This is a genomic window from Microbacterium sp. BF1, assembly GCF_019279095.1.
Taxonomy (GTDB): domain Bacteria; phylum Actinomycetota; class Actinomycetes; order Actinomycetales; family Microbacteriaceae; genus Microbacterium; species Microbacterium maritypicum.
Map to the genome: position 1 here is coordinate 1 of NZ_JAGYWT010000309.1, position 2,966 is coordinate 2,966.

Annotated in this window: 4 protein-coding genes; all 4 read left to right on the forward strand. The window is 66.5% G+C overall.

The window, feature by feature from the left end:
* A partial coding sequence (lspA, locus tag KZA10_RS11090; protein WP_256934739.1) for a signal peptidase II occupies window positions 1-646 on the forward strand: 646 nt, incomplete at its 5' end.
* A 2-nt stretch (window positions 647-648) separates the two neighbouring features.
* Window positions 649-1,569, forward strand: coding sequence for an RluA family pseudouridine synthase (locus tag KZA10_RS11095; RefSeq protein WP_218682910.1), 921 nt, complete (start codon window positions 649-651; stop codon window positions 1,567-1,569).
* 47 nt (window positions 1,570-1,616) lie between these two features.
* The gene (locus KZA10_RS11100) at window positions 1,617-2,216 is read left to right on the forward strand and encodes a GNAT family N-acetyltransferase (protein WP_218682911.1); all 600 of its coding nucleotides are present in this window, start codon (window positions 1,617-1,619) and stop codon (window positions 2,214-2,216) included.
* 31 nt (window positions 2,217-2,247) lie between these two features.
* Window positions 2,248-2,892 carry an RNA polymerase sigma factor gene (locus tag KZA10_RS11105; protein ID WP_218682912.1) on the forward strand — a complete coding sequence of 215 codons (645 nt, stop codon included), beginning with the start codon at window positions 2,248-2,250 and terminating at the stop codon, window positions 2,890-2,892.
* The last annotated feature ends 74 nt before the right edge of the window (window positions 2,893-2,966 follow it).

Sequence of the window (2,966 nt, forward strand, 5' to 3'; positions counted from 1 at the left end):
CGGTGCGGTCGTTGCGATTCTCGCAGCGCTCGTACTGGCCGCCGATCAGTTTGTGAAGCACCTCACGATCGAGAACCTTCCGTATCAGGAGCCGGTTCCGGTCCTGGGGGAGTTCCTTCAGCTGTACTACGTCCGCAATCCCGGAGCGGCGTTCTCCCTCGGGTCCGGGGTCACCTGGATCTTCACGATCGCCCTCGCCGTCGTAGCCTGCGTGATCGTCTGGAAGGCGTTCGGACTCAAGTCGCGGCTGTGGGCGGTCGTCCTCGGCTGTCTTCTGGGCGGGGTGCTCGGCAATCTGAGCGACCGTCTCCTCCGTGAGCCCGGCTTCCCGGTGGGGCATGTGGTCGACATGATCTCGATGCCGTGGATGATGCCGGCGATCTTCAATGTCGCCGACATCTTCATCGTCACGGGCATGATCTCCGTGGCTTTGCTGGTCGTCTTCGGCCTCCGTTTCGACGGCACGCGGGAGCGCGATCACGAGATCGTGGAGACCGAGGCAGAAGCCGAGGCGGCTGCCGCGGCCGCTGTCACGGGAACCGAGACCGACGACGAGATGGTCGACGCAGGCGATTCCGTGACGCTGCGTGCGTCCGATGACGATGCGCCTTCGGAGGGTGCGACTCCCGCACCCGAAGGGCGCTGACCGTGGATTCGCGGTCGCTTCCCGTCCCCGACGGTTTGGACGGTGCGCGCGTCGACGCGGCGCTGGCGAAGCTGATGGGGTTCTCCCGCACCTTCGCCGCTGACGTCGCCGCGGCCGGCGGAGTCAGACTCGACGGCGTGACGCTCGACAAGTCGGACCGTCTACGCGGTGGCGGCTGGCTCGACATCGAGTGGCAGCCGAAGGAGGCGCCGAAGATCGTTCCCATCGCGGTGCCCGAACTCGGCATCGTCTACGACGACGACGACATCATCGTGGTCGACAAGCCGACGGGCGTCGCCGCCCATCCCTCAGTCGGATGGGAAGGTCCCACGGTCGTCGGCGCTCTGGCCGCCGCAGGCTTCCGCGTCGCGACCAGCGGTGCCCAGGAACGTCAGGGTGTCGTGCACCGACTCGATGTGGGCACCAGCGGTCTGATGGTCGTGGCGAAGTCCGAGCACGCGTACACCGTCTTGAAGCAGGCCTTCAAGGACCGCACCGTCGAGAAGATCTACCACGCAGTCGTCCAGGGGCATCCCGACCCGCTCGCGGGGACGATCGATGCACCCATCGGACGTCACCCGAATCACTCCTGGAAGTTCGCGGTGGTCCCTGAAGGCAAACCCTCGGTCACGCACTACGAGACGCTGGAGGCTTTTCCCGGCGCTTCGCTGCTCGAGATCCACCTCGAGACAGGACGCACCCACCAGATCCGCGTGCACATGGCGGCGCACCGTCACCCCTGCGTCGGCGACCCGCTCTACGGAGCCGACCCGACGATGTCGGCGCGGCTGGGGCTCACCCGTCAATGGCTGCACGCGCACCAGCTCGCCTTCGCCCACCCGACGACGGGGGACTGGGTGCAGTTCGAATCCCCGTACCCCGGGGACTTCCGCCACGCATTGGATGTGCTTCGAGGCGAGTAGACCGCGCTGCGCCGACAGATGTCCGTGATGTGCGCAACACTGGGCGCATGAGCATCGAGGTTCGACCGGCGACGGTGTTCGACGACGTCGCCACGCTCGTCGGACCGAAGAACCCGTCATCGAATGTCTGCTTCTGCCTCAGCTATCGCATCGGCAGCAAAGAGAACGTGGCGCTGAAGGGGAGCGCTCGCGCCGACCGCGTGCGCGAGCTGTGCCGTCAGGACCCTCCGCCCGGTGTGGTCGCGTATCTCGACGACGCACCGGTCGGGTGGGCCGCCGTGCATCCCCGACGGGAGACGAGCTTCGCTCGAAATCGGCTGATCCCGCACATCGATGATCTCGATGTGTGGTCGCTGTGGTGCTTCCGCGTGCGCCCGGGGTACCGCAAGCAGGGCATCTCCCTCGCATTGATCGACGGCGCCGTCGCGTACGCGAGGGAGCGCGGTGCGTCCGCCATCGAGGGGTATCCGGTCGACAACGGTGGGGAGAAGGTGAACCCGACCATGGCCTACGTAGGTACGCGCGCGCTTTTCGAGAGCGCAGGCTTCGTGAAGGCGGCGGATACGGGGTCGGTCCTCGACGGGTTCCCCCGGGTATTGATGAGGCTCGATCTGGGCGCCTCCACGATGTCGTCGAAGAAAGCGTGAACCGATCGACGGCGCACGGCCAATACATAGCGTGACCACAGACAGCGAGATCATCCAGCGATCTCTCCAGCAGCCGGCGGCGTTCGCCGAGCTCTTCGACAGACATGCGCGCGCGGTCAACGCGTTCGCGACATATCGGATAGGTCGGCATGCGGCCGAGGACGTTTTGAGCGAGACGTTCCTCGTCGCGTTCCGCAGACGCGCCGACTTCGACACGGACGTCGAGTCGGCGGGTCCGTGGCTTCTCGGCATCGCCTCGCGCCTTATCCGCCGGCACCGCGCGGTGGAAGCCAGGCAGTGGAGGTCCTTCGCGGCATCCATCTCTCAGCATGAGCACTCATCGCTCGGAGGTCTGGAGGATGCCTTGACGCGTGTCGATGCCGAGCGCGAGGTCGAGACGCTGAAAGCGCGTATCGCGGCCCTCGCGCCGAAGGACCGCGAGACACTGCTGCTGTACGCCTGGCAGGGGATGAGCTACGACGAGGTCGCGGCGGCACTCGGGGTTCCCGTCGGAACCGTGCGATCGCGCCTTGGACTCCGCCCGGAGGATTCAGGCATTCGAGCAGCTGCAGCAGAAGGGAGAGACCCTTGGACGTATTTGAGAAGGTTCAGCAGACCAGGCCCGCGATCGAGGGCGAGGAGGAGAATCTCGCCGCGGCGCGTGCGCTCCTCCTGATGGAGATCCAGAGACAACGCGAGCCCGCGTCCTCGCGGGCGGCGCGGCGGCCGTGGTTCATCGCCGCCGGTGCC